The following is a 21,850-nucleotide window of genomic DNA, read 5'->3' as shown; positions in this document are numbered from 1 at the left end:
ATGTTTTTAAGTGGGTCTAATTATGGTAAACAAAGAAGATGAAGATGAGTTCATGAAGCAGTATATGGAGGCCTGTAAGGAGCAAATAGATAGAATAGCTAAAAATCCAGAATTACTTGGTCAAACCTTGAAGCCATTTATGCAAATGTCTAAACAGCTTATTGAAGATGGTGGGTTAGGTGGTGCAATGCAAAATTCACCACTATTAGGAGCAGCTCTAGATATAGATGTGATTGGTTCTCAACTAGAAGTTTATATTAATTATATAATAGATAATTATAAAGAGTTAGTGGCATCATATAATGCAAATGATAAAAAAATTATTTTGCTTAATAAGACAAGCAAGAAGCTTAGAGGATGGGTAAAAAAATTAGTGGAAGAAATAGAGAATAAATAAGCTTTAATAACGTAGTAGTATAGAACCCCAGGTTAATCCTGCGCCTATTGCTACAAGCAATATTATATCTCCAGGTTTTATTTTTGATTTTTGTATGCTATCATCTAAAGCTAGGGGGATTGAAGCAGCAGAAGTATTGGCATGCTTGTCAATTGTATTAATAATTTTTGCAGTTGGAAATTCTAGTTTTTTTGTTACTGATTCAATAATACGTATGTTTGCTTGATGTGGAATGAGCCAGCTGATATCAGAAATTTTTAGGCAGTTGTCGCTTAGGACTTCCTCTACCATAGTGGTCAGTTTATCTATCGCGTGCCTGAACACCTCTCTCCCATTCATGTATATCTTTTTTGTTGCGTATAATATATCCACATTGCCATCAGAATACATATGACTTGATAAGATACCTTTCACTTCTTTATGATGATATGATGTTGATTTCATTACTATCGCACCAGCACCGTCCCCAAATAATATACAAGTTGACCTATCTTGCCAGTCAATTAGCTTAGACATTATTTCTGCACCTATAACCAATGCATATTTTATTTTATTATCTGATTTCATAAGCGAATCTGCTGTTGCAACTGCATATATAAAACCAGAACATGCAGCTTGAATATCAAATGCAAATGCATTGTTACATTTTAGTTTATTCTGTACGATCGTTGCACAACTAGGAAAAGCATTATCTGGTGTTGTAGTAGCAACTATAATTAAATTAATTTCAGCTGCTAAAATTCCTGCGTTTGTTAAAGCATTCTCTGCTGCTTTGACAGCTAAATCGGATGTTAATTCACCATTACCTGCTATATGTCTCTGAGTAATACCTGTCCTTTGTTTGATCCATTCATTACTAGTATCAACAGTTAATGCAATTTCATCATTAGTTAGCACTTTCTTAGGTAAGTATGATCCTGCACTTAGTATAATATTCTTACTCAATACTGCTTACTCCTACCCCATTAATAATTTTCTGATTAAGATTAGCGCTAATAACATCCAGTGCAAACTTTATTGCATGCGCAAATGCAATGGCATCAGAATTTCCATGACTCTTAACAATAATACCATTTAACCCTAAAAACATAGCGCCACTCCTTACTCTAGGATTAAAACGTGTCAACGCCTTACTGAACTTAGATTTTAGAAATATTTTAGCCATTAATGAGTTGTATAACTCCTGTTTTATTATATTAATAAAAGTATTTGCAGTAGCTTCAGCTGTCTTTAACATAACGTTACCTACAAAACCATCTGCAACGATTACATCAATCTTACCATCTAAAAATTCACTAGCTTCTATATAACCATTAAAATTAATGCCTGAAGCATTTTTCAATAATTCAAAAGCACCTCTTACTGAATCTGTACCCTTCACTTCTTCTGTCCCTATATTTAGCAAAGCAACTGCTGGATCATCAATTTTTAATGCAACCTTTGCAAATATACTTCCCATTAATGCAAATTGGAATAATGAATCAGCATTACAATCAACATTTGCTCCAAGATCAAGTAATGTAAAGCTCTTTGACTGTGTTGGACATGTAGATACAATTGCAGGACGATATATATTTGGTAAAGTACCTAAAATAAATCTTGAAATTGCCATTAATGCTCCTGTATTTCCTGAAGAAACTATACCAGCAGCTTTACCATGTTTTACTGCTTCAATAGCAATTCTCATACTTGAATCTTTACGATACCGTAGCGCAAAAGATGGCTTATCATTTGCTAAAACATCATCAGAACAGTGAGTTAACTCAGCATTATCATTTACTTTTTTGTATTGCGTAATAAGTGGTAATAATTTTTGCTGGTCACCATAAATACGAAAAAAAACCTTAATATTGGAATCAAAAAGAAGATTGTTCAAAAAAAAATCAGCACCTTGTATAACTGACACTGGTGCAAAATCACCACCCATAGCATCTAGAGCGATAACCACCTCGCTGCTAACAGATAGCATAACAAACTACTCTAGTATTTGTTGCTTAGACAGAACCTTCCTATCTTTATAATAACCATCAACTGCTATTCTATGAGGCAGCATAAATTCTCCTGTCACTGAATTCACCACAATATTTTTAGGCTTAATAGCATGATGAGAACGATGCATATTACGCCTAGACTTAGACTTTTTTCTTTTTGGAACTGCCAAACCTTTTTCCCATATTAAAAATCAGATAATACATTGATAACACGTTTTCTCTATTAAGTAAACAAGAAATATTTTTAAAAAGCTACTTACAACCAAATATTTTTTGTACTATTGCATACATCAATTGTTCCTCTAAATATCTACATTACATTTATGAGGAAAGTACATTTAATGTATTGATAACCTTAGATAAGCGTAGTTTTAATTGATTTGCATACTCTTCCCAATGTGTTATTACCTTTCTAGCTACTTGTGAATCAATAGCAGCCTTTGCAACTTCAGGAGAGACTTTGTGAATTAATCTAGGATCAAAAGGAGTTGGTATTATATAGCTACGTCCATAGCTCATTTTACGCCCACCATACACATTAGATATTTCTTCAGGTACAGGTTCTCGTGCAATTTTAGCTATTGCATTTGCAGCAGCAATTTTCATTTCATTATTAATTGTCGCTGCATGTACATCAATTGTGCCTCTAAATATATATGGAAATCCCATTACATTATTAACTTGATTGTTATAGTCTGACCTACCTGTTGCAATTATCGCATCTGGCCTAATTATTTGTGCAAATTCTGGCTTGACTTCTGGATCTGGATTGGCAAGTGCAAAAATAACTGGATCTTTATTCATACTACGTAGCATTTCCTCAGTGAGCACATCTTTTGCTGAGAGACCAATAAATATATCTGCACCTCTTATAGTGTCAGATAAAGAACGATCTGGAACGCCAACAGCATGTTTCTCCTTCCATTCATTCATATCGCCTGTGCGACCTTTATATATTACGCCCTGCTTATCACAAAGCACAATATTTTGAGCTCCCATAGATTTCAGCATTTCTAAGCATGCAATGCCTGCAGCTCCTGCACCGTTTATAATTATTTTAACATTTTCAAGTTTTCTTCCCACTATATCTAGAGCATTTACTATACCTGCAGCTACAACAATTGCCGTACCATGTTGATCATCATGAAATACTGGTATATTCATTAACTCATTCAAACGCTTTTCTATTATAAAACAATCCGGAGATTTAATATCTTCTAAGTTTATTCCGCTAAAACCTGGCCAAAGATGTTTTACTACATTTATGAAATCTTCAATATTTTCTGTATCTATCTCTAAATCAATAGCGTCAATATCAGCAAAACGTTTAAACAACACAGCCTTACCTTCCATTACAGGTTTTGCAGCTAATGGACCAATATTGCCAAGTCCTAACACAGCTGTACCATTCGAGATTACAGCAACACAGTTACCTTTTGTTGTATAATTGTATGCTGCCTGAGGATTATTAGCTATTTCTAAGCATGGTACTGCAACACCAGGAGAATAAGCTAAAGATAAATCATGCTGTGTAAAAAGAGGTTTTGTTGGGGATATTGCTATTTTGCCTGGACTGTTACTATGATACTCTAGTGCTTCTCGTTTTGCTAAATCGTCATTCATTATATGCCCTTAAGATGTGGTTTACTATTTTGTATTATACGAGATTTTTTTGTTGTGACAACGTAAAACAGAGCTTATCTTAAGTAATAATGTTCTACAACGTAATCATCAATAATTTTTTTAAACTGTTCAAATATGTTATTACCATGTAAAGTACAAAAATATTTACCATTTCTATAAACAGCTGAAACAGGTTTTTCTCCAAATCCTGGCAAGCTAATACCTAGATTCGCATGTTTGCTTTCTCCTGGACCATTTACTATACACCCCATTACTGCGACATTCATGCTTTCCGCCCCCAAACTTTTTTCTTTCCACATAGGCATAGAAACTTCTATGTAATTATTAACTTCATCAGCTAATATACGGAAATAATCACTATTAGTACGTCCACATCCCGGGCATGAATTGACTTGTGGACGGAAATAACGTAAATCTAAAGCCTGCAAGATTTCTTGGCATATCGTTACTTCAGTAACACGAGATTCGCTAGGACGTGGAGTGATAGAAGCTCTGATAGTATCCCCAATGCCATCCTGTAATAAACAAGAAAAAGCTGCCGTTGTATTAATAATACCTTTATTGCCCATGCCAGCTTCAGTTAAGCCTAAATGTAAAGCATAATTAGAAGATTGTGCTAATGCTGTATATACTGCGATTAAATCTTGTACTTTACTGACTTTACATGAAATGATAATTTTATCCGGGTTCATTCCAATCTCTTCAGCTTTTTTTGCACTTTCAAGAGCAGAGACCACAACTGCCTTACGTAATATAGCATTAGAAAAATCTGACAATGGATTTTCATCGATAAGCTTTTGTACTACATATTTATCAAGACTGCCCCAATTCACACCAATTCTAATAGGAATATCGTTTTTTATTGCATATTCTATAACTCTTTCAAATTTTTCATCACGTTTATTACCAAAACCTACGTTACCAGGATTTATTCTAATTTTACCTAACATCTTGATATTATCTGGATATTTCTGTATCAATCTATCAAGCTCATACTGTCCACAGCCTACCAATATTTTACTGTCAAATCCCTCTTGACTTATTGCTTCTGCAATATAAGGTATAGACCTTACCACTTCTTCTGAATTTAAAGCAATACGTACTAATTCTGACCCTGCATTTGCTAACTCTATTATTTCTGTTGCATATTTCTTAGCACTATTTTGTATATCATCAGGATCTATAAATGTACCGAGTGCCATAGACTGCACTACTATAGGATTGCCACCTCCTATTTTTACTTTACCAACATGTACTACGTGAGTCTTATGCCTTGCATATTCCATATGCTATTTATCAATAATAGGGTCATGCAAACAAGTCCTTCTTCTAGAGGAAGCATCTTTAACAGTTATATTCATGGTTGAAACCTTTTTTTCTTGCCCAGCACTTTCTTGTTGTTCTGGTACAGTTTTCTGTTCTTGCTCATCTTGTTTAATTTCCTGCATTTTTATTTCTTGATCTTTTGCTAACCTATTTCCAGCAGAATTATCTATAAACACAGCATCCTTTAAACGCGTAAGATTGATGCCATGTTTATTGACCATGGCATCTTCTTGCTTGTCATTAACAATACATCCTCCTTGACCACTTGAAGCATCATTCTGTTCTTTCGTCTTATATGGTTGCGGCTTTTTTTTACTTATTAATAGTTTTTTACGCTTTTCATATAGCTTATATAACTTAGCAAAATCCTTATCGTCCTCAAAATGTCTACCACCAGGATTGCCATGCGGAGTATATTTCTTACTAAGTGTTGACTTAGATTCAGCAAAACCACACATTAAAAAAACTGGTATCAATACAAATAAAATAATCCTTAACATTGTTTATTATACATTTTATACCTTAAGACAATAGCAGTTCATAAATATCAAGTAAATAAATTTATATACTCACAAAAATTAAAGTATCAAGAAATTTTTTTTTACTTTACTGAAAAACCCTTCGTGTTTTTGCTCTGTGCTTTCATCTAGTGCTTTTAACAAATCAATTTGTTTCTGTGTTAAATGTTTTGGATTTAACGTTTCAACTATTACTTGCACATATAAGTCTCCATGAGTATCTGAATTTATATGAGGCATGCCCTTCCCCTTACAACGTAGCTTAGTACCAGTCTGAGTACCTTCTGGTAATTTTACCTTTATTTTAGAGCCATCGATTGATTGTACTTCAAGTTCACCACCAAGCGCTGCCAAAGTCATCCTCACTGGTACTTTGCAATATAAATGAGCTTTATCACGAGTAAAGATTTTGTGTGGAGCTATTTTCACATGCACATATAAATCTCCATTTCTTCCTCCTCTTGCCCCAGCTTCTCCCTTACCACTAATTTTTACTTTTGTTCCATCTTCCACACCTTTCGGAATTGAAACTGATATGTTGACATCATCTCTTTTTCTTCCATTGCCACTACATTTTTTACATTTGTTTTGTATTATCTCTCCTTCCCCATAACATGCATAACATGTACTTTCTATAGTAAAAAATCCTTTCTGACTTCTTACTCTACCAGTACCTTGACATGAATTACATTGAACAGGCTTAATACCTCCTTCACTGCCTGTCCCATGGCATAAATCACATTTTACATTTGTTACATAATGTATTGGAATTTGCACGCCTTTAAATACATCTTCTAATGTAATTTCAAGATCATAACGTAAATCTGCACCAGGTGTACCATGTTCCTTTGCGCGTGTTCTGTTGCCAAAGCCGGTGCCAAAAAAATCATTAAATATGTCACTAAAGTCAGTTGTTGAAGTAAAACCGTGACTAAAGTCAAAACCTCCACTACCACCTCCACTTTCATGACCATAGCGATCATAATTTGCCCTTTTATTAACATCTGATAAAACTTCATATGCTGCAGTGATTTCCTTAAACTTTTCTTCTGCTTCCTTATTACCGGGATTCTTATCTGGATGGTATTTCAATGCCAATTTTTTATAAGCTTTCTTTATTTCGTCAATGCTGGCATTCCTATTTACCCCAAGTAATTCATAATAGTCTCTAGTCATAAATTTTATTTAACTTACTTTATCTACAAGATATATACCATGCATATATTAATTTCAAGCACAGTGCACCCTGAGCGACTTGAACGCCCGACCTTTTGATCCGTAGTCAAATGCTCTAATCCAACTGAGCTAAGGGTGCTTATTTATCTCTAACAGATTATCTAGTTTAATTCAATCAGTTTGTTATACTAGAATGTATGTTGAACAAGAATATACGTCTCTTTTTTAAATTAACCATTCCATGCTTATTACTATTGTATCTACACAAACAAAAGCTTATAGGGACCAACATGCCTCCATTATTCTGTATTAAGAATAGTTTTATTAAATCTGTCAAAAAGTGTACGAGTGAAGATCAAGTTTTAGTCAAGGAAGAAGGTTTAATCATGGAAGATACTTTGGCAAATAAAGTATTAACTGCAGAAAACTTGCGTCTCAAAAAATTACTAAATTTTCTCTCATCATATGATGGCTTAGAGTATGTAACGACACATGTTACTATTACAAATGTACGTGGTGCTATTTTTATAGCTGCAGGTACAGAACATGGCATACAGAAAGATCAATTGATAATTAATGAGGATGGTTTAGTTGGCAAAGTGATTGATGTTAACAAATTGTCTGCACGTTTATTACCGCTCAATAACAAGAATTTTCATATTCCAGTTATGATAGTAGAAAGTGGAATGAAAGCAATAGCAGTTGGAACTAATTCAGATTATTTGCAACTTTTATATTTACCAACAAGAGCACAAGAAGGAAATATGGTTGTCACTGCAGTAAATAATTTACCCAAAATTTATGTTGGTCAAGTGATAAAAAACAACAGAATCAAAAGTAATATAAATTTAAAGCAGATAGATTTTGTAAGTATAGTGAAGCCAAGATAATCACACAAAGATCAAGATAATACCTTGGCAACCATTTATATAGTTTTAGTAACAGTAGTTAACCAGATAGTAGTACAACAAGCAATCCTCTATATTTACTGTTAGACATAATTACAGAGCTTAAACAAGCAACTTGTACTTGTTTATTAAACTTATACATGTTGTGAGTGGTCGTTATGAATAGCATATGTAACGCTATCAAGATTCTTGACTTTGTACAAGGTGGACAGTACACTCTAGCTCTTCCACCAATTTTTTTGTTTCTTCGACATCTTTTAAGCATTCAGCAGTAGGGGACTATAGATAAGGTTGAACGCTCTTGATTAACATTCATGTAATGCCGGTTTTTTAGGTATTAATATTGTAATACCACCCATATCAAGGTCTACATGATTATATATCCCATCAATATTAGTACTTACTTTAGTGGAATTATAAGTATCGCTTTTTGTTTCTTTCTTAAGTTCCGGTTTATCTTGTGTATTTGCAGAAGTACCAGATGTCTGAAGCATTTGCACGCAGCATTCAAGAAAACCTAACAGCCTATAATATGCAGCTGTCTTCCTATGATTACTTGGATCAACATAATGCGACTGCACTAACTTTATTACTTCAGGAAAATTTTTACCAACAACGTCACTTGCCTCCGTAATCCCTATAACTAAAAATTTCTTTTGTTGTCATTATAATGCTTTTCACTAAAAAGTTAATTACTCATTGTTACTCCTATTAAAGATATAAACCTTCATATTATAAGGTAAGTAAATTTAAGTCAGTACACATTACTTTATCCTTATGATAGTCACAAAGAAAAGAGTAACTACCATGCAAACTAAAAGGAAAAATACAAGGTAATTTTGTTGTTTTTTCATAAATTGAGTGAGCAAAAAATAATATTAGCAAATAAAAAAAATAAGTAAAAAATTGAATAAGAAAACATTTTTTTCTGTGCAGTATAACTTTTAGAAATAATAACAAATACAGCATATAAAATAAAAATACTACCTATCAAAACTGTTAAAGCTAAATAAAGTAAATTTTTTTTAAGAAATAAAGCAGGCAATAAGCTAATACAGACTAGTAATATGCTATATATAAGTATCTGTTTTCTTGTTTTTGCCGGGCCATAAACAACATTAAACATTGGTATGGATGCGTTAATATAGTCTTCAGATTGATTTAAAGAAAGTGCCCAGAAATGAGGGGGTGTCCAGAAAAAAATTATTAAAAACAATATAACACTTTCTATACTGATAGAATTTGTTACAGTAGCCCAGCCAATCATGGGAGGGAAAGCACCTGCTGCACCTCCAATAACAATATTTTGCGGAGTACGTCTTTTCAACCAGATTGTATATATAAAAATATAGAATAAGATGCTTACTGCTAATAAAATAGCAGCTAAGTAATTAATTGATACAGCCATAATAAATACAGCTAATATTCCTAACACCATCCCAAATTCAAGCGCATTATCTGGTACCACTCTGCCAGCAGGTATAGGTCGGTTTCTCGTCCTTTTCATTAATAAATCTATATCTCTATCATACCACATGTTAATTGCACCTGCTGCACCCGAACCTAGAGCAATGCAGAGCAATGATACAAATGCCAAAAAAAAGTGTATATTACCTGGCGCAGCAATTATACCTGCAGATGCAGTGAATACTACGAGATACATTATACGTGGCTTTAGTAATTGCCAAAAATCCAATACTGTTGACATACATGATTATTTTATAATAGGAGGCTTTTCAAAATTATCAAAAGGAGGTGGTGAAGATACTGTCCATTCTAAAGTATCACCTCCCCATGGATTATCTTCAGCTCGTTTACCTCTAATAAAGAGATGTATTACGATAAAGATAAAAAACATAACCGAAAAAAATGACATATATGCACCTACAGAGGAAACGTAATTCCAACCAGTGAAGCTGTCAGGATAGTCAGGTATACGTCTTGGCATGCCTCCCAAACCTAAAAAAAATTGTGGTAAAAAGGTAATATTTGTACTAATAAAAGTAAACCAAAAATGGATCTGCCCAAGACATTCATTGTATTGCCTTCCAGACATTTTTCCTATCCAATAATAGAATCCAGCAAATGCAGCAAATAGAGTAGCAAGTGACATCACATAATGAAAATGTGCAACAACGTAGTACGTGTCATGCAAAACTTGATCTATACCACCATGGGAAAGTACGACACCAGTCACTCCTCCCCCTACAAACATAAATATAAAACCTAAGGCAAATAACATAGGAGTCTTTAGCTCAATTATACCACCCCACATTGTAGCAATCCAGCTGAATACTTTAATTCCAGTAATGACCCCTATAAACATGGTAGTAGTACTGAAAAATACTACAGTTTCAGTACCCAATCCAACAGTAAACATATGGTGAGCCCATACTATAAAACCTAACGCTGCTATTCCTATCATTGCATACACCATGCCAATATAACCAAATACTGGTCTATGGGAAAAGGTTGATACTACCTGACTAATAATACCAAATGCTGGAAAGATGATGATATAAACTTCAGGATGACCGAAAAACCAAAATAGATGCTGGAATAGCACAGGATCTCCACCACCAGCAGGTTCAAAGAATGCTGTGCCAATGTTACGATCAGTGAGCAACATAGTTATTGCACCAGCAAGTACAGGTAACGCAACAATTAACATAAATGCCGTCAATAGAATAGACCATACAAATAGTGGCATTTTAACAAGTGACATTCCTGGTATACGCATGTTAAATATAGTAACTATGAAGTTAATTGCTCCCACAATGGATGAGATACCAGCAATATGTAACGCAAATATTGCCATATCAACTCCTGCACTTGGTTGAAATTTAATTTGTGATAGAGGTGGATATAAAGTCCAGCCTGTACCAGGACCTTCTCCAATAAACAATGAAATAATTAATAAAATAAAAGATGATACCAACAACCAAAAGCTTAGATTATTCATACGAGGAAATGCCATATCAGGTGCACCTATCATTAGAGGCACAAACCAATTACCAAATCCTCCCATCAATGCAGGCATAATCATGAAAAATACCATAACTAACGCATGGGCTGTAACCATAACATTATATAATTGGTTATTATCATTTAATATGTTTATATGCATCAATTGAGTACGCATAATCAATGATAATATTCCTCCAATAACACCAGTTAATATAGAGAGAATGATATATAATGTTCCTATATCTTTATGATTTGTAGAAAATATCCAGCGTTTTAGCATATTGAATCCTTAAAATGATTTTTTATCGTTGATCCACTTATTAAAATCTTCCTTACTAACTGCATTAACAACGATTGGCATAAATCCATGACCTTGACCACATAATTCATAACATTGTCCATAATATAAGCCTGGTTTTTTAATATTAAACCATGTGTCATTTAATCTACCTGGTATCGCATCGATTTTTATACCAAATGCAGGAACTCCCCAACTATGAATAACATCTCCAGCTGTTACTTGTAAGCGAATATTGGTGTTTATAGGTAAAACAACGTGATTATCAACAGCAAGTAATCTTAAATCATTCTTATCTAGATCGCTTGCTTCCTTAATATAGCTATCAAACGATAAGTTCTCATATTCTGGATATTGATAATGCCAGTACCACTGATGTCCAATAACTTTTAAAGTAAGCTCAGATTTGGGAATATTCTGCTGCATTCTTATTAATTTTATATTTTCAACAGTAAACACCGTAACAATTATTATTGGAATTATAGTCCAAATAATTTCTAAAGCTGTATTGTGGGTAACCTTACTTACTTGTGATACCTTGCCTTTACGGAAACGTAAAACAACATAAATAAGTAATGCCCAAACTAACCCTAGAATACAGAAAATTATAGTCATAATAAAAGAATGTGATTTAGATATATTCTCCATTAACTCAGTTGCTGGCTGTTGAAAACCAAACTGCCAAGTAAGCGCAACAGATGCATTAGAGTAAAATATTATAAGCAACAGAGTAAACATAAACCAAGTTAATATCATATAATGCTAGTGTATAACAATGCATTTGCTACGTAAATACAGATTAATGGTTTTTTAGCCGTTTACAACTATAATCAATGTAGTATGTGAGCGCATATCCTATTGTATTTACTTTGCACAAATTCTATAATAAGTTTAATAGTGTCTGTTACTGTTAATAACCCTCTAGCCTCACACCAATACAGTAACAGACACTATTAAACTTTAAATATATTTTTCATGACATAAGATTTTATCTGTTGAAATGTCATTACATTATCAATACGTTTATCAAGAAATAATAATGTATCAGTAAAATCATCTGAATAATCATTTATAAAGAAAAAAGTTGTACTCAAATACACACCAGCTAATATTACTCGTTTAGTATAATAATTAAAGTCTGTTGATTGATCATAAATAGCGTACCATATAGAGCTGACTATTCTGTAGAGCAGTTTATTGGAAAAATAGGTATTTTTAGGTAACATGGCAAACAAGAACAGATTTTTTAGAAACTCCCTGTAATTCGGTAATTTAGCATAATTTGCAAGATGTAATTTCATCGCCAACTTTACCCGTTCACGCACTGCCATATTCTCTAAATCAAAATTTTGTAAATCAATTTCGACTGAGTGGATAAGATCTTTTTCCATGTATTCTAATGCACTGTATATACCATTTTGAAATTTGCAAAAACTATTTTTTAAATCAAGTTCTACACATGCCTTCAATAGCGCGGTATCGCTTATTCCGTTACATTGTACTCCTTCAATTAACCTATTAATTATTAATTTTATATCGTAATCTTGCATATTATTGTAAATCGGAAATACTATTTTAATCTAATACTTTAGATTTTCAAACATTTTAGAAAAAGCTGCGCCACGTTCTTCAAAATCTTTCCATTGATCAAATGAAGCACATGCAGGAGAAAATAATATTGTGACTTCTTCTTTACTATCAGAAGCATCTTGGAAAGCCAATTCAAATGCATTTTCTAGGCTACCACATTTTATAAAATCTACTCTATCTTTAAGGGTATTAGCAAAGGTTTCGGTAGATTCACCAATCAAGAATGCTTTCCTGATTTGTGAAAAATAGGTATTTAACGGTTCTATACCTTCAACTTTGCTCTTGCCACCAACGATCCAATATATATTGCTATAAGATAAAATTGCTTTTTCACTTGATGCAGCATTAGTAGCCTTGCTGTCATTTACAAATAACACATTATTTACTTTTCCAAGTATTTCATTACGATATTTCAGTCCAGTAAAAGATTTGACTCCATCAATAAATGTATCATCATCTATGTCAAATAATTTAGATACAGCATATGTAGCTGCTATATTTTCTGCATTGGAAATTAAATTTATCTTTGCATTATCAATTGCATTGAGTATTGCATGATTTACAGCTGATACCGGAATTTTATTCCCAGGAAATTTATCAAATATTTTAGCTGTAATGTTATTATCACAGCCTATTACTGCAATTTCACTATCGTTTATTAATTTTGATTTGAGTGCTATATAATTTTCCATACATCCATGTGTATCTATATGATCTGGTGTAATATTTAATAGCACAGCAATATCTACTTTTATCTTTTCACTTAACTCTAGATGCGCACTGGAAATCTCAATTACGTAAATTTCTGCATGTATATTTAAATTGTAAACAGGAATACCTATATTTCCCCCAACAGCAACTTTTTTTCCTGCAAACTCTAATATATGACCTATTAATGATGTAGTAGTGGATTTGCCGTTTGTTCCAGTTATACCTATGATTTTCTGTTGAGGAGTTAGAGCTTCCAGAAAGAGTTCAATGTCTGATTTTATTTTACGTTTTGCACACTGTGCTATCCAATGTGTCTTTGAGTCTATACCAGGACTTAATATTAATTGATCAATTTCATTCCAATTATATAAAGATGGATGAATAAAATCACATTGTGGATATGTTGCTCTTGCCTTTAAAATCTGTTGCTCATTATCATCCCACCCATATACTACAGCTTTATAATTTAACATGGCATTAATAACAGAAAGACCTGTTCTAGCAAGGCCAAAGACTGCAACTTTTTTATTTTGATATTTATTCAGCATGATCACTCTATATTAGTGAGCATCCCACCTCACAGTGCTTAAATCTATTCCTTCTTGTGCCATTTCAAACAGTGGACTCATATCACGCAATCTACCAACATTTTTAGTAATAAGCTCTATTGCATATAGTATTTCTTCTTTGGTAGTAAATCTACCAATACCGAATCTTATTGATGAATGTTCAAGATCATGTCCATTATCTAATGCACGTACTACATAAGATGGTTCAAGGGATGCAGAAGTACATGCAGACCCTGAACTTATCGCTAAATCTTTAATTGCCATTATAAGAGATTCTCCTTCAACATAAGGAAAACTGATATTTAAATTACCAGGGATTCTATTTTCATAATCACCATTTAATACAATATCTGGAAAAGCTTCTTTGATACTACTATATAAAATATCCCTAAGCTTTTGTATCTGGGATGTTTCTGCTTCCATCTCTGCTGTAGCAATACGTGCAGCTTCACCAAATCCAACAGCAAGTGGTGTAGGTACAGTGCCAGATCGCATTCCTCTTTCCTGCCCTCCCCCACTCATCAATGGTGTAAGCCTTACACGAGGATTTTTTCTACGTATGTATAAAGCACCTATTCCCATTGGGCCGTAAATTTTATGACTGGAGATACTCATTACATCAATATTCATCTCATTTACATCGATTGGAATTTTCCCAAATGCTTGAGCTGCATCAGTATGAAAGAATATGTTGTATTTTTTGCATATTTTACCAATATCTTTTACAGGCTGAATCACTCCTATTTCATTATTTGCCATCATTACTGATACTAGAATTGTTTTATCAGTGATTTCACTTTCAAGTTTTGATAAATCTAAAATACCATCTTGCTTAATAGGTAAATATGTTACCCTAAACCCTTCATTTTCTAGATTCCTACATGAATCTAGGACGCATTTGTGCTCTGTACATACTGTAATTATATGGTTCCCTTTATTTCTATAGAAGTGTGCAATTCCTTTAATTGCCATGTTATTTGACTCAGTAGCCCCAGAAGTAAAGATTATTTCTTTACTGTCTGCATTGATTAGATCAGCAATATATTGCCTGGCTTTTTCCACTGCTTCTTCAGCATTCCAGCCAAATGCATGGCTACGCGAATGTGGGTTACTAAAATTACTAAAATAAGGAATCATTACTTCCACGACACGTGGGTCCACTTTAGTAGTGGATTGATAATCAAGAAATATTGGTAATTCTAACTTCATAACGAATGTCCTTTAAAAAGTAAAATAACATTTAAAAAGTATAATAACATTATATTAAAAGATAATTTAAGCAACAAGTTTCTTTCAGTATATTTGGAAATCAAAATAGCTGTTTAGATTGTCAATAGGATAAGGTTCATCTTTTAAAGTAAAATGCCACCATTCTAATGAAGATACTTGAAATCCATGTCTTTCCATTATTTGTATAAAGAACTCACGTTGTTTTTTCTGCTTGTCAGTGATTAAAACGCTATCTGAATGTGAAACTTTATGGAACAGATCAAAACTGGATCCATATCTACTGTATTATCATCTACTCCACAGATAAAATGCATTTACCGCTTTTTGCGGACGATAAGCATCATATACAACAATTGAGTATCCATAATGCTTAAAATCCTGATGTACTTCCCTTAATGCAAAGTAGCTTTTCTGGCGCAAGTTACCTGATCAACCAGGTACGGGTCTTCCAATAAAATTATCAGAACTGAAATAGCATGCATTCTGTATGATAGTATGGTCAATATCAGAAAGCAACACAAAATCTTTTGGTAAATTGTTACAGTGAGCAGTACTAGCTATATAAGTAGCTATACGAAAAATTTCATTAAAGGCCTATTATAATAGAATAACAATGCTATAATCATGACACATAAATATATTTTTGAAATAGTTATGAAAGGAACTTACTGAAATTGTAGATGACACAACAACATTTATTAATTAACAACACGTTGGATCTTGAAGATGTATGTGGAAGATTGATGGCAAAAAAACCGGACTTTATAGCTGTTGATACGGAATTTATGAGAAACAACATAATATATTATCCAAAGTTATCACTGATCCAAATCTCTTACGGAGCGGAAAGCTTTATTGTAGATGTGTTAACACCTGGCATGAATTTATCTGCCATTGAGGCAATAATGCTGAATAAGAATATAATTAAAGTGTTTCATAGTTGTAGACATGACATAGAATCATTATTAACTCTCTTTCAAGAAATCCCGTCACCTATCTTTGATACTCAAATTGCTGCCATGTTTTGTAACTATTATTACAATTTTATTGGTTACTCAAAATTGGTAGAACAATATATGGGCATAGAGATAGATAAAATTACAGCTAAAAATTCAAATTGGTTAAAACGCCCATTATCCTTAGAGCAACTAGACTACGCTATAAATGATGTCACCTATCTCTATGATTTATATCAGATATTATGTGATCAACTTGAAGCAAAAAAGAGAGCTGACTGGTTTCAAGAAGAGATTAACGTAATCAACGATATAAATAGGTATACACATAACCCAAGAGAAGTATGGAAAAAATTTCATTTTAACTGTGAAGTTACTCCAATGGCTATTAAGGCAATAGTTGAATGGCGAGAAATTCTAGCACAAAGGTATAATATAAACCGTAATATGATTATTAATAATATTGTAGTAAATAGTTTGATTGACAGATCATTAGAACGTGTAGATGAGATTCTAGAGTATCTCAAGAACAATGCTAGAAATGTAAACAGTGAAGATTTATTAGAATTTATAGATATCTTTTACGAACATGAACAGAATATATCACAATATAACAATATTCCATTGTATAATTATGATAAACCTGTGTTTGATATGTTATCGATTATTTTGGATAGTAAATGTAGAGACAACGATATATCAAGAAAATTAGTAATATCAAAAGAAGATATGGCTAAATCTATGTCTGGATGTACAGATACTTTATTCAAGGGATGGAGATATGATTTTTTTGGTAAATCCATTAAGTCTTTTATAAATAATGACTCACAATTTAAAATTTCAATAACTAAATCTAGTGATAATATGATGCATCTTAAGAGTGAAGAATCAGTGTTATAAAGTTAACTCACAAATCTCTATTATACTGCTCAATTACCGAGAGAGATTTGTTGATGATAATTTTGTGCTGCTATCAAGCCGATTACTTCTAATTTTTAACATTTGCCTCAAACCTTGTTTATCAAGATTATTGATGAAATTACTCGATTTTTCATTATTAGGCATACACTACCCCATTTAATTTGTTTCACGTGCATTGTACACAAGACCCATTGCGAAATACCAAAAGAAGCAATAAGGATGAAATGAGTGCAAGAAAGAGTATTGAAGATTCAGCAATGATATTGAATCTCATATTGTGTTTCTTCTGAAAATTACGGTAAACATGTGANTTAGGGAATGAAACAAACAATATACTGTGAAATTAGTAAAGTAACTGTGTATCAATCTGCTATAGCCCTTTCCTGAATAGCTCGAAGATATGTATCTAGGAGAATTAGATGCCAGCAGTAAGGAAGAAGGCAATGGAAGCTTTGGATGCAAGAGAAACTATGGAGATGGTAGCACAGAAATTTAAAATAGGAAAAACTACTTTTTTATGATCCATTCGCACTGTTATGGAATATACTATAAAGTATTGCCTCGATGTTGGACGTACTTTTGCTTGGATGAGCCGTTATCGACGATTAAGTAAAGATCCTTTGTGAGACTAGAAAATCTTTTTTCCATGATTAGAACTTCTCTTGTACAAAAGTTCTAGTCTGATTTTCAAGACACCCTCTAATTTCTAAAGTTATTTAAAATTCAGTAGGGCTGCCTGTAGGGCCCATCAAAACCACTTGCTCGCCTTCTTGTAAAAACTTACACAAATTAGTGGACCCACCAGTCTCAAGCACAATAGTAGAAATGATACCTTTTTCTAAGTCAACGGCAGCACCAGTAACAGCTATACCTTCCATAGCAAGACTATTTTTCCTGTAGAAATTCTGAAGCCTGAAAAACTGTCCTGGTTGAAAATTTTTTGCAGCAATTGGTGCTTTAATTATTATTTCTACCACTTTGCTTGTTAAGTATGTAATTTTGACAACTCTTGCAGTTAATTGCTCCTTTATTTTATCAAAAAACCCTATATTATTCCTAGATTTTTTCATACTTAAAAGCCGTGAAATAATAGGGTAACCATTTTTAGCACTAGCCATAGCCCTTACTACACTCCCCATATATGAGGGATGCATATCACCAAAAAAGCTGATGGCCTTATCATTTTTCTTATATATGAATATTCTATCTTTATTTGACATTTTGGGAGAAAATATATGTTCTACCTCTCTTCCTGCTGAATCTATATGGATAAAATAACCGTTTTTTAATTTAAAATGTTTTTTATCTTCATCTGCAATAACTGTATTAGGTTCAGAACCAGCAGCTATAAAAATAGAACGGGCCTTTATATATTTTACTTTACCAGATATACTGTCTATTAATTTTAGCTTTTCAGCATTATTATACCTATCAGCAACAATTTCAATTGGTTCTAAATTTTCAATAAAATAGACTCCTTCTGATAACGCATTTTGTACCTCTTCACTATTTACCCTATAGCTTGGAGAATCCTTTAAGCGCTTTCTATAGACTATTTTTACTCCTCCCCAATTCTGCATTAATTCTAATATTCTGGGTTTTCTCCCATTCTGCTTCGCAATTTCGTACTCTTGTCTAATTAGCTTTGCATGTGAGATAAACTCATTGGCAATTTCATGCTCTTCTTTCGTCCAATCTTTTTCAACTTCATCTTTCCCATATTTATTAACTAGCACCTCATATCGAGAAAGGAACTTTTCAATTTGTATAGGATAATAAGCCATTGCTTCTGTTGCAGTGTCAATTGCAGTCAGTCCACCTCCTATAATAACTATAGGCATACGTACTTGCAGATTTGTTACAGAATTAAAATTCATAGCACCAGTCAATTGCAATGACATTAAAAAGTCAGAAGCCATATTAGCTAGCATATTTCTTATTTTTATCATCTTAGGTTTACCTGAACCAATGGCTAAAGCAATATGGTCAAATCCCAAATCAAACGTATCATCTACAGTTATTGTGCCGCCAAAACGTATGCCTCCATAAATAGCAAAGTTCTTACGTCTTTCTAATAGCAACCTAATAATTTTTAAATAATTTTTATCCCATCGAGAAGTAATACCATATTCTGCGACTCCACCAAATCCACTTGCTATACGTTCACTTAATTTTTCGTACTTAAAATCTCTAATTGGTTGAAAATCATCCAATAAAGGCTCAATTTTTAACCCATCAATGGCTATAATATTATGTCCATCATTTAATAGATGATGTGATAAATTAAAACCTGCAGGACCAAGGCCAACAACTAAGATGTTTTTTCCAGTTTCTGCTTTCGGGAATGGACGCTGAAAATTCAAAGGATTCCAACGACTTAACAAAGAATATACTTCAAATCCATATGGTAAATTAAGTACATCATCAAGAATTTTGCTTTCAATCATTGGAATATTTACAGGTTCTTGCTTTTGATATATGCATGAATTCATACAGTCGTTGCATATTCTGTGTCCTGTTGCAGCACACAATGGATTGTCTATCATTATAATTGCAAGGCTTGCTATGCTATATCCTTCACTTTTAATTAAATTCATTTCAGATATCTTTTGTGCTAATGGACAACCATGTAACTCAACTTTTAATGGAGATTTTTTAAAAGAATCACCATTTTCTATTAATCCTTTTGAACAACTATCTTTATTTTGTTTGTGGCAAAATATGCAATAATGTGCATTATCTAATGCTTCATTTAAACGAGGCTTCTTACTTGTCAAATCAAATCCATAACGCCTTTTTATTTCATCTGAATAAAGTACTTTTACTTTATCTGTCCCGGTTTCCTTCTCAGAACATGACACAAGATTTTCATGGTTAATTTTTTTATACGTACTAAATAGTATATTGCTTTTATTTTCTACTCTCCAAGCTGCATATTGTGCAGCAAGCTCTATTTCGTATTGGTAATCTTCCCGATTTTCAAACCAGTACATAACTTGCTCAGCAAATGTTTGTTCTGTTATTGGTAAACTAAATAAATGATTTAATTTACTAATAACATAATTAATATCTATTGCTGTATTCGCGTACTTTTTAAGCGCATAGCGCTGAACAAAAAGCCTTTTACACTTATATATTACAGTAAAATTATTATGTCTTTTTTTTAATGCATCCACCTCCTTTTCTATATTAAAAAGTTTTGCTATAAACTCGTCTAGCAAATATGACAAATCTATTATTATCTGACTATTACCAATCTTATTTTTTCTACTTTCAATTAATAAATTGAATAAAACTTTATCATATGATTTGATATAATGTAAAAATACTCTATCAAGTTTGATTAGACCAGAACGTGAGTATAGGTCTGAAAATAAAATATTAAAATTTAGCTGCATTGATATTAAACAGGGCAAAATAAAATTATAACAACTATATTTTAAGCTGATTATTGGTATACTTAGCCATATGAAGTAAACTATATATTACAATTGCGGTAATAGAGCATATTACTGTCAATACCAGATTCGGTAAAACATTGTAATGAAAAAATTTCCCTACTATATATATTCCAGTAGCACCAAATGCCATATCACAAAAAGAAATAAAAGCACTACCAAAACCTATATCATTTATTTCCCCAAAAGCAAGAGTTACATTATTGCTTATTATAAATGCAATTCCTATATTACTCAGAATCCATGCTATTTCAAGAATGTACAAATTTAAATGACCAATAGAATAATAATATATTAATAAAGAACCATCAGATATTATCGGCAGTATAAGCCCTATAGTTAACATTTTATTTATACCTATTTTTGAAACATATTTTCTATTGATTAAAGCACCTATCATATAAAATGATACCATAATTGATATTAGATATCCAAAATATTCATCTTTTATTTTCAGATATTTAAATATAAATGGATAATTTGCTATATATGCCCAAAGCCACATAAATGTTAATCCTTGAATTACAGCAAATCCAAGAAAGCGGTAATTCCTGAATAAAAGAAGATACTGCTTCAAAATACGAATAATTATGTGGTTGATACTAGCTTTATTATGTTTAATAATGAGTGTTTCTTTTAACTTGAAATAAATTAAACAAAACATTATAGTAGTTGTTAAAAATATGATAAAAAACAAAAACCGCCAATTGCAGCCCCATTTTATAATATGACTGCCCACTACTGGAGCAATGCAAGGTGACAGTGCAACTACCATATTTAATTTTGAAATTACTTTTGAATATTCAATACCTGAATACATATCCCTGATTGTTGCGTACCCGATTACACTTGCAACACCTGATCCTATTCCTTGAAGAAAACGAGCTAAGATCAAAAGTATTATATCATCTGCTATACAACATATACAGCTAGCAATGGTGAAAATTGCCATACCAACCAACATAATTGGGCGTCTGCCATAATAATCTGATAATGGACCATAAATCAAGCCAGATAAAGCAATCCCTGTTAAATTACAAGTCAAAGTAAACTGTACAATATTGCCATCTACATTAAAATAATCTGCAATATGTGATAATGCTACTGAATATAAATCAGTCGACATATCAGCAACTGTTACAGATAATACAACAATCAGGGAAATAATACTTTGTGAAGAAATTGCCATT

Annotated in this window: 20 protein-coding genes, 1 tRNA gene and 1 pseudogene; 3 read left to right on the top strand and 19 right to left on the bottom strand. The window is 32.6% G+C overall.

What is annotated here, in order from left to right:
- Positions 1-22 precede the first annotated feature (22 nt).
- Complete coding sequence (locus tag BIY23_RS03620) at positions 23-397, top strand: hypothetical protein (protein WP_070065181.1); 375 nt, start codon at positions 23-25, stop codon at positions 395-397.
- A 3-nt stretch (positions 398-400) separates the two neighbouring features.
- On the opposite strand, the gene BIY23_RS03615 is transcribed toward BIY23_RS03620, so the two are convergent.
- From BIY23_RS03615 to BIY23_RS03580, 8 genes are all read right to left on the bottom strand, one after another.
- Positions 401-1,342: a beta-ketoacyl-ACP synthase III gene (locus tag BIY23_RS03615; RefSeq protein ID WP_070065180.1), complete on the bottom strand. Its 942-nt coding sequence runs from the start codon at positions 1,340-1,342 to the stop codon at positions 401-403.
- Entirely contained in the window at positions 1,335-2,366 is a 1,032-nt protein-coding gene (gene plsX, locus BIY23_RS03610) for a phosphate acyltransferase PlsX (RefSeq protein ID WP_070065179.1), read from the bottom strand. Before plsX ends, BIY23_RS03615 begins: the two co-directional genes overlap by 8 nt.
- Before the next feature lie 6 nt (positions 2,367-2,372).
- Positions 2,373-2,558, bottom strand: a complete 186-nt coding sequence (gene rpmF / locus BIY23_RS03605) for a 50S ribosomal protein L32 (RefSeq protein WP_070065178.1) — start codon at positions 2,556-2,558, stop codon at positions 2,373-2,375.
- A 151-nt stretch (positions 2,559-2,709) separates the two neighbouring features.
- Positions 2,710-4,011 (bottom strand): malic enzyme-like NAD(P)-binding protein, encoded by a 1,302-nt coding sequence (locus BIY23_RS03600; RefSeq protein WP_081326552.1) that lies wholly within the window; start codon positions 4,009-4,011, stop codon positions 2,710-2,712.
- A 74-nt stretch (positions 4,012-4,085) separates the two neighbouring features.
- Positions 4,086-5,318, bottom strand: a complete 1,233-nt coding sequence (ispG, locus tag BIY23_RS03595; RefSeq protein ID WP_070065177.1) for a flavodoxin-dependent (E)-4-hydroxy-3-methylbut-2-enyl-diphosphate synthase — start codon at positions 5,316-5,318, stop codon at positions 4,086-4,088.
- Between the two features lie 3 nt (positions 5,319-5,321).
- Positions 5,322-5,858, bottom strand: coding sequence for a TRP75-related protein (locus tag BIY23_RS03590; RefSeq protein ID WP_070065176.1), 537 nt, complete (start codon positions 5,856-5,858; stop codon positions 5,322-5,324).
- 78 nt (positions 5,859-5,936) lie between these two features.
- Positions 5,937-7,052 (bottom strand): molecular chaperone DnaJ, encoded by a 1,116-nt coding sequence (dnaJ, locus tag BIY23_RS03585; RefSeq protein WP_070065175.1) that lies wholly within the window; start codon positions 7,050-7,052, stop codon positions 5,937-5,939.
- A gap of 64 nt (positions 7,053-7,116) precedes the next feature.
- A tRNA-Arg gene (locus BIY23_RS03580) sits at positions 7,117-7,191 on the bottom strand.
- Between the two features lie 58 nt (positions 7,192-7,249).
- Here BIY23_RS03580 and mreC point away from each other — a divergent pair.
- Complete coding sequence (mreC, locus tag BIY23_RS03575) at positions 7,250-7,942, top strand: rod shape-determining protein MreC (RefSeq protein WP_081326551.1); 693 nt, start codon at positions 7,250-7,252, stop codon at positions 7,940-7,942.
- Positions 7,943-8,265: 323 nt separating this feature from the next.
- Here mreC and BIY23_RS03570 read toward each other — a convergent pair whose 3' ends face one another.
- The 8 genes and pseudogenes from BIY23_RS03570 to BIY23_RS05695 all read right to left on the bottom strand — a co-directional run.
- Positions 8,266-8,541, bottom strand: a complete 276-nt coding sequence (locus tag BIY23_RS03570) for a hypothetical protein (protein WP_070065173.1) — start codon at positions 8,539-8,541, stop codon at positions 8,266-8,268.
- A gap of 269 nt (positions 8,542-8,810) precedes the next feature.
- Positions 8,811-9,668, bottom strand: coding sequence for a heme o synthase (gene cyoE, locus BIY23_RS03565; protein ID WP_070065172.1), 858 nt, complete (start codon positions 9,666-9,668; stop codon positions 8,811-8,813).
- A 6-nt stretch (positions 9,669-9,674) separates the two neighbouring features.
- On the bottom strand, positions 9,675-11,207 hold the full coding sequence (gene ctaD, locus BIY23_RS03560; RefSeq protein ID WP_070065171.1) for a cytochrome c oxidase subunit I: 1,533 nt from the start codon (positions 11,205-11,207) through the stop codon (positions 9,675-9,677).
- Between the two features lie 9 nt (positions 11,208-11,216).
- Positions 11,217-11,981, bottom strand: a complete 765-nt coding sequence (coxB, locus tag BIY23_RS03555; RefSeq protein WP_390903701.1) for a cytochrome c oxidase subunit II — start codon at positions 11,979-11,981, stop codon at positions 11,217-11,219.
- A 197-nt stretch (positions 11,982-12,178) separates the two neighbouring features.
- Complete coding sequence (locus BIY23_RS03550; RefSeq protein WP_070065170.1) at positions 12,179-12,775, bottom strand: COQ9 family protein; 597 nt, start codon at positions 12,773-12,775, stop codon at positions 12,179-12,181.
- Positions 12,776-12,805: 30 nt separating this feature from the next.
- Positions 12,806-14,074, bottom strand: a complete 1,269-nt coding sequence (gene murD, locus BIY23_RS03545) for a UDP-N-acetylmuramoyl-L-alanine--D-glutamate ligase (RefSeq protein ID WP_070065169.1) — start codon at positions 14,072-14,074, stop codon at positions 12,806-12,808.
- Positions 14,075-14,086: 12 nt separating this feature from the next.
- Positions 14,087-15,304 carry an IscS subfamily cysteine desulfurase gene (locus tag BIY23_RS03540; protein WP_070065168.1) on the bottom strand — a complete coding sequence of 406 codons (1,218 nt, stop codon included), beginning with the start codon at positions 15,302-15,304 and terminating at the stop codon, positions 14,087-14,089.
- Positions 15,305-15,388: 84 nt separating this feature from the next.
- A pseudogene (locus BIY23_RS05695) lies at positions 15,389-15,586 on the bottom strand (M15 family metallopeptidase); the annotation flags it as partial.
- Between the two features lie 419 nt (positions 15,587-16,005).
- Between BIY23_RS05695 and BIY23_RS03535 the strand changes: the two are divergent.
- On the top strand, positions 16,006-17,181 hold the full coding sequence (locus BIY23_RS03535) for a ribonuclease D (protein WP_070065167.1): 1,176 nt from the start codon (positions 16,006-16,008) through the stop codon (positions 17,179-17,181).
- Positions 17,182-17,214: 33 nt separating this feature from the next.
- Here BIY23_RS03535 and BIY23_RS05550 read toward each other — a convergent pair whose 3' ends face one another.
- From BIY23_RS05550 to BIY23_RS03525, 3 genes are all read right to left on the bottom strand, one after another.
- Complete coding sequence (locus tag BIY23_RS05550) at positions 17,215-17,346, bottom strand: hypothetical protein (RefSeq protein WP_261722513.1); 132 nt, start codon at positions 17,344-17,346, stop codon at positions 17,215-17,217.
- Between the two features lie 572 nt (positions 17,347-17,918).
- Positions 17,919-20,600 (bottom strand): FAD-dependent oxidoreductase, encoded by a 2,682-nt coding sequence (locus BIY23_RS03530; protein ID WP_070065166.1) that lies wholly within the window; start codon positions 20,598-20,600, stop codon positions 17,919-17,921.
- 34 nt (positions 20,601-20,634) lie between these two features.
- Positions 20,635-21,849: a multidrug effflux MFS transporter gene (locus BIY23_RS03525; protein WP_070065165.1), complete on the bottom strand. Its 1,215-nt coding sequence runs from the start codon at positions 21,847-21,849 to the stop codon at positions 20,635-20,637.
- Between the last annotated feature and the right edge of the window lies 1 nt (position 21,850).

This window comes from Wolbachia pipientis, from assembly GCF_001752665.1.
GTDB lineage: Bacteria > Pseudomonadota > Alphaproteobacteria > Rickettsiales > Anaplasmataceae > Wolbachia > Wolbachia pipientis_A.
Note: the sequence above shows the minus strand (reverse complement) of the source record. Positions and strands in the feature narration are given on the sequence as shown.

Coding starts and splice junctions, on each gene's coding strand:
- BIY23_RS03620 (WP_070065181.1), top strand. CDS start 23: ATGGTAAACAAAGAAGATGAAGATGAGTTCATGAAGCAGTATATGGAG.
- plsX (WP_070065179.1), bottom strand. CDS start 2,366: ATGCTATCTGTTAGCAGCGAGGTGGTTATCGCTCTAGATGCTATGGGT.
- BIY23_RS03600 (WP_081326552.1), bottom strand. CDS start 4,011: ATGAATGACGATTTAGCAAAACGAGAAGCACTAGAGTATCATAGTAAC.
- ispG (WP_070065177.1), bottom strand. CDS start 5,318: ATGGAATATGCAAGGCATAAGACTCACGTAGTACATGTTGGTAAAGTA.
- BIY23_RS03590 (WP_070065176.1), bottom strand. CDS start 5,858: ATGTTAAGGATTATTTTATTTGTATTGATACCAGTTTTTTTAATGTGT.
- dnaJ (WP_070065175.1), bottom strand. CDS start 7,052: ATGACTAGAGACTATTATGAATTACTTGGGGTAAATAGGAATGCCAGC.
- mreC (WP_081326551.1), top strand. CDS start 7,250: ATGTTGAACAAGAATATACGTCTCTTTTTTAAATTAACCATTCCATGC.
- cyoE (WP_070065172.1), bottom strand. CDS start 9,668: ATGTCAACAGTATTGGATTTTTGGCAATTACTAAAGCCACGTATAATG.
- ctaD (WP_070065171.1), bottom strand. CDS start 11,207: ATGCTAAAACGCTGGATATTTTCTACAAATCATAAAGATATAGGAACA.
- coxB (WP_390903701.1), bottom strand. CDS start 11,981: ATGATATTAACTTGGTTTATGTTTACTCTGTTGCTTATAATATTTTAC.
- BIY23_RS03550 (WP_070065170.1), bottom strand. CDS start 12,775: ATGCAAGATTACGATATAAAATTAATAATTAATAGGTTAATTGAAGGA.
- murD (WP_070065169.1), bottom strand. CDS start 14,074: ATGCTGAATAAATATCAAAATAAAAAAGTTGCAGTCTTTGGCCTTGCT.
- BIY23_RS03540 (WP_070065168.1), bottom strand. CDS start 15,304: ATGAAGTTAGAATTACCAATATTTCTTGATTATCAATCCACTACTAAA.
- BIY23_RS03535 (WP_070065167.1), top strand. CDS start 16,006: ATGACACAACAACATTTATTAATTAACAACACGTTGGATCTTGAAGAT.
- BIY23_RS05550 (WP_261722513.1), bottom strand. CDS start 17,346: ATGCCTAATAATGAAAAATCGAGTAATTTCATCAATAATCTTGATAAA.
- BIY23_RS03530 (WP_070065166.1), bottom strand. CDS start 20,600: ATGCAGCTAAATTTTAATATTTTATTTTCAGACCTATACTCACGTTCT.
- BIY23_RS03525 (WP_070065165.1), bottom strand. CDS start 21,849: ATGGCAATTTCTTCACAAAGTATTATTTCCCTGATTGTTGTATTATCT.